The 5,217-nt window shown below is 64.3% G+C and carries 6 protein-coding genes; 2 read left to right on the top strand and 4 right to left on the bottom strand.

Annotation, left to right across the window (positions count from 1 at the left end):
- Positions 1 to 187 precede the first annotated feature (187 nt).
- From rfbD to rfbB, 4 genes are read right to left on the bottom strand one after another with little or no spacing between them, the layout of a single operon-like run.
- Positions 188 to 1,081, bottom strand: a complete 894-nt coding sequence (gene rfbD / locus ACW6W5_RS17740) for a dTDP-4-dehydrorhamnose reductase (protein WP_152154521.1) — start codon at positions 1,079 to 1,081, stop codon at positions 188 to 190.
- The gene (gene rfbC, locus ACW6W5_RS17735; RefSeq protein WP_152154519.1) at positions 1,078 to 1,635 is read right to left on the bottom strand and encodes a dTDP-4-dehydrorhamnose 3,5-epimerase; all 558 of its coding nucleotides are present in this window, start codon (positions 1,633 to 1,635) and stop codon (positions 1,078 to 1,080) included. Before rfbC ends, rfbD begins: the two co-directional genes overlap by 4 nt.
- Positions 1,632 to 2,519, bottom strand: a complete 888-nt coding sequence (rfbA, locus tag ACW6W5_RS17730; RefSeq protein WP_102788983.1) for a glucose-1-phosphate thymidylyltransferase RfbA — start codon at positions 2,517 to 2,519, stop codon at positions 1,632 to 1,634. The genes rfbC and rfbA overlap by 4 nt, the downstream gene beginning before the upstream one ends.
- Before the next feature lie 17 nt (positions 2,520 to 2,536).
- Positions 2,537 to 3,592, bottom strand: a complete 1,056-nt coding sequence (gene rfbB / locus ACW6W5_RS17725) for a dTDP-glucose 4,6-dehydratase (protein ID WP_152154517.1) — start codon at positions 3,590 to 3,592, stop codon at positions 2,537 to 2,539.
- Between the two features lie 261 nt (positions 3,593 to 3,853).
- On the opposite strand from rfbB, the gene ACW6W5_RS17720 reads away from it, so the two are divergent.
- A complete protein-coding gene (locus ACW6W5_RS17720; RefSeq protein ID WP_121042567.1) occupies positions 3,854 to 4,600 on the top strand; it encodes an electron transfer flavoprotein subunit beta/FixA family protein in 747 nt (248 codons plus the stop codon).
- The coding region (locus ACW6W5_RS17715; protein WP_152154515.1) for an electron transfer flavoprotein subunit alpha/FixB family protein at positions 4,600 to 5,217 on the top strand (618 nt) is incomplete at its 3' end. The genes ACW6W5_RS17720 and ACW6W5_RS17715, both read left to right, overlap by 1 nt.

Raw genomic sequence — 5,217 nt, 5'->3', positions numbered from 1 at the left:
TACCGGTACCACGTCGCGATGCGCGACCGCTCCTACGATTCCACACATGCGCGCTTCTTCCATTCAATACAGCTGGAAATGATAGCAATTCGTCCCAACCCATAAGAGATGACTGGCGTCTTTCAGCGTCACGGCTCATGACTGGGACAACTTCAGCGCCACGTCGGGCGCCAAGGCGTTGCAAAGATCAGGAGACTTCTGCGAGGATCCGCTTCAGGCCTTCCTGCCAGTTTGGAAGGGTGATACCGAAGTCATGCTCCACTTTGGCCACGTCCAGATGCGAGTATGCCGGACGACGCGCCGGCGTCGGGTACTCAGCGGTGGTGATCGCCTCTACCCTTGGTGCACGCGGCAGTACACCGGCAACGACGGCCTCGGCGAAGATCGCTTCAGCAAAGCCATGCCAGCTGGTTTCACCGGTGGCGGTCAGATGCCAAGTACCCGACAGTGCACCCTCGTGCTGTAGCGCCTGTGCGGTCACCTCAGCGATCAACGCTGCCGGCGTCGGTGTACCGATCTGATCAGCTACCACACGCAACACATCGCGGTCTGCGCCCACTCTCAGCATGGTGCGCAGGAAATTTGCGCTGTGCGAGGCATACACCCACGCCGTACGGAAGATCAGGTGCCGCCCACCGGCGGCGCGAATGGCTTCTTCGCCCGCCAGTTTGCTGGCGCCATAGACACCCAACGGCGCGGTCGCATCGTCCTCGCGGTAAGGGCGCGTGCCTTGCCCGTCGAACACATAGTCGGTGGAGTAATGCACCAGCGACACGCCGGCCTGCGCGCACCAGCGTGCCAGCACGCCCGGCGCTTCTGCATTGGCGCGGAAGGCGGCATCGCGGTCTTCCTCGGCACGGTCGACCGCGGTGTACGCGGCCGCATTGACCACCACGGTCGGCCGCACACGATCCAGCAGTGCGGTCAGCGAAGCAGGCCGATCGAAGTCGGCGATCTCGCACGCGCTGCCATCAGGCAGCGCGCCGCTGCGCGTAGTCGCCACGATCGTGCCCAGCGGGGCGAGCGCGCGTTGCAGTTCCTGGCCGAGCTGGCCATTGGCCCCCAGCAGCAGGATCGTCACGGCTGGTAGACCGGCAGGCGGTCCTCGGCGATGTCCTTCAGGAACGGCGCGACCTCATCCTTGACCGAGAGCATCGGTGCACTGATCGGCCAGTCAACCGCGATGTCGGCGTCGTTCCAGCGCACGCCGGCGTCGAAGTCCTTCAGGTACACCTCGGTGCACAGGTAGCTGAAAATCGCCCGCTCGGAGAGCACGGCAAAACCATGCGCGAAGCCTTCCGGAATCCAGAACTGCTTCTTGTTCTCCGCACTCAGCACCACCGCGGCCCACTGGCCGAAGGTCGGCGAGCCGCGACGGATATCCACCGCAACGTCGTAGACCTCGCCTTCCAGCACGCTGACCAGTTTGCCCTGCGGCCGCGGCCACTGGTAATGCAAGCCGCGCAGCACACCCTTTGCCGAACTTGACACGTTGCTTTGCACGAACTTCGTCGGCAGTCCATGTTCACCGAAGCGGGCCGCGTTCCACGTCTCGAAGAAGAAGCCGCGCTCGTCGCCGAACACCGCCGGCTCGATCACAACACAGCCCGGCAGCTTGGTTTCAATGATCTTCACGGCACGACTCCTCGCACAGCCAGTTTATGAAGATACTGGCCGTACCCATTCTTGATCAGCGGCGCTGCCAGCGCTTCCAGCTGCTCGGCGGTGATCCAGCCCTGACCAAAGGCGATTTCTTCCGGGCAGCAGACCTGCAGGCCCTGACGGGTCTGGATCGTCTCGATGAAGTTGGAGGCCTCCAGCAGCGACTGGTGCGTGCCGGTATCCAGCCAGGCGTAACCACGGCCGAGCGGCTCCAGCTGCAGCGCGCCTTCATCCAGGTAGCGCTGGTTGAGATCCGTGATTTCCAGCTCACCGCGTGGCGACGGCTTGAGTTCAGCCGCGTAGTCGCTGGCCTTGCCATCGTAGAAGTACAGGCCGGTCACCGCGTAGTTGGAACGGGGCTCGGCAGGCTTCTCGACCAGACCGACAACCTTGCCATCCTTGTCGAACTCGGCCACGCCATAGCGCTCCGGATCATTGACCCAGTAGCCGAACACCGTGGCGCCGCTCTCGCGGGCATCGGCACGCTTGAGCACGTCGGTCAGGCCATGGCCATAAAACACGTTGTCGCCCAGAACGAGGCAGCTCGGCTTTCCGTCAAGGAACTCGCGGCCAATCAGATAGGCCTGCGCCAGCCCGTCGGGACTCGGCTGGGCGGCGTACTGGATGTCCATGCCCCACTGCGACCCATCGCCCAGCAGCTGCTGGAACAAGGCCTGCTCGTGCGGCGTATTGATGATCAGCACTTCACGGATCCCCGCCAGCATCAGCACGCTGAGCGGGTAATAGATCATCGGCTTGTCGTACACCGGCAACAGCTGCTTGCTGACGCCCTTGGTGATCGGATACAGCCGCGTGCCGGAGCCACCGGCCAGGATGATGCCTTTGCGTTGAGTCATTGGATGTCTTCCTTGATTCAGACTACGGTGCCGATGCGCTGCAAACGGTAACTGCCGTCGAGCACGCCGTTGACCCAGTCCTGATTGTCCAGATACCACTCCACCGTGAAGCCGATGCCCTGCTCGAAGGTGTACTTCGGCTCCCAGCCCAGTTGGTCCTTCAACTTGGAGGCGTCGATCGCGTAGCGGCGGTCATGCCCCGGACGATCGGCGACGTAGGTGATCTGACTGCTGCGCGGCTGGCCATCCTCGCGCGGGCGTCGCGCATCGAGCAGCGCGCAGATGGCGTGCACCACTTCGATATTCTCTTTTTCGGAGTTGCCGCCGACGTTGTAGGTCTCGCCAACCTGGCCCTTGGCCAGCACGGTGCGGATTGCTTCGCAGTGGTCGGACACGAACAGCCAGTCGCGCACCTGCTTGCCGTCGCCATACACCGGCAGCGGCTCCCCGGCCAGCGCCTTGGCGATCACCAGCGGGATCAGCTTCTCGGGGAAGTGATACGGGCCGTAGTTGTTGGAGCAGTTGGTGGTCAGCACCGGCAACCCGTAGGTGTGGTGGAACGCGCGCACCAGATGGTCCGAGGCCGCCTTGGACGCCGAGTACGGCGAGTTGGGGGCATACGGGGTGGTTTCGCTGAACTTGCCGGTCTCGCCGAGGGTGCCGTACACCTCATCCGTGGACACGTGCAGGAAGCGGAACGCCTGGCCCTTGTCGGCCGGCAGCGCCTTCCAGTAATCGCGCACGGCTTCAAGCAAGGCCAGGGTACCGACCACGTTGGTCTGGATGAACGCGCCGGGGCCATCGATGGAGCGGTCCACGTGGCTCTCCGCAGCGAAGTTCAGCACGGCATCCGGCTGATGTTCGGCCAGCAGACGCGAGACCAGTGCACCATCGCCGATATCACCCTCGACGAAGACGTGATCCGGGTTTCCATCAAGCGACGAAAGCGTCTTCAGATTTCCCGCGTAGGTCAGCGCATCAAGGTTGATGACGCGCACCCCTTTAGCGACTGCCTCGAGGACAAAGTTACCGCCAATGAATCCGGCTCCGCCGGTGACAAGCCATGTGGGCACTACCCGTTCTCCTGTTCCGTATCCATGCTGAGGCGCGCATTACGGCCACCTGATTAGCTGCACAGGATACAACGCGACGTCGATTTCGACCCGTTTTGGGGTAAACGGGCTGTTCGCAATGCGGCGGTGCAACATTCGCCCCGCGTCACCATACGCATTCGCATGGTGCCCCTGGGCCAGTTAGAATCGCTGTCCCACCCCCGAACCGGTTCCTAGTCGACGAACCGGACGTTCTCCCGTTATTGAAGGATCCAGCTCCAGATGAAAATCCTCGTCGCGTACAAGCGCGTGGTGGACTACAACGTCCGCATTCAGGTCAAGCCGGACGGTTCCGGCGTGGTCACCGACGGCGTCAAGCTGTCCCCCAACCCGTTCGATGAAATCGCGCTGGAAGAAGCGCTGCGCCTGCGCGACAAGGGCATCGCCACCGAGGTCGTGGTGGCCACGATCGCACCGGCCGATGCCCAGGCGCACCTGCGCAACGGCCTGGCCATGGGCGCCAACCGCGCGATCCATGTGGTGACCGACCAGGCCATCCAGCCGCTGACCGCTGCGCGCACCCTGCTCAAGCTGGTCGAGAAGGAACAGCCGGACCTGGTGATCCTGGGCAAGCAGGCCATCGATGACGATGCCAACCAGACCGGCCAGATGCTGGCCACGCTGTGGGGCCGCCCGCAGGCGACCTTCGCCAGCAAGCTGGACATCGCCGACGGCAAGGCCACGGTCACCCGTGAAGTCGATGCCGGCCTGGAAACGCTGGAAGTCGACCTGCCGGCCGTGGTCACCACCGATCTGCGCCTGAACGAGCCGCGCTTCATCAAGCTGCCGGACATCATGAAGGCCAAGGCCAAGCCGCTGGAGACCCTGCAGCTGGCCGACCTCGGCGTGGACGCCGCCGATACCTTCAAGACCACCCAGTACGCCGCGCCGGTCAAGCGCAGCAAGGGCGTGATGGTCAAGGACGCGGCCGAACTGGTCGCCGCACTCAAGCAGAAGGGGTTGCTGTAATGACCAAGATCCTCGTTGTCGCTGAACACCACGATGGCAAGCTCAATGCCGCCACCGCCAAGACCGTCAGTGCGGCCGCCGCGATCAGCGGCGCCAGCATCGATGTGCTGGTGCTGGCCGCCGATCCGGCCGCCGTGGCTGCCGAGGCCGCCCAGCTGGCCGGCGTCGCCAAGGTGCTGACCGTGACCAACGCCGCCAATGCCCAGGCGCTGGCCCAGGTGCTGGCCCCGCAGATCGCGCAGCTGGCCACCGGCTACACCCACGTATTCGGCCCCTCGACCACCTTCGGCAAGGACCTGATGCCGTGCGTGGCCGCCCTGCTGGGCGTCAACCAGGTCTCCGACCTGATGACCGTCGAAGGCAGCCACAGCTTCAAGCGCCCGATCTACGCCGGCAACGCCATCATCACCGTGGAGGTGCCGGCCGACCAGATCGTGGTCGCGACCGTGCGTGCGGCCTCCTGGCCGGAAGCGGCCAAGGGCGACAGCGCTGCTGTGGAAGCTGCCAGCGTGGATGCGGCACTGCCGAGCCACACCCGCTTCGTCGGCCTGGCCGCTGGCGCGACCGACCGTCCGGACCTGCAGAGCGCCAAGCGTGTGGTCTCTGGCGGCCGGGGT

Source organism: Stenotrophomonas sp. IS26, assembly GCF_054188265.1.
Note: the sequence above shows the minus strand (reverse complement) of the source record. Positions and strands in the feature narration are given on the sequence as shown.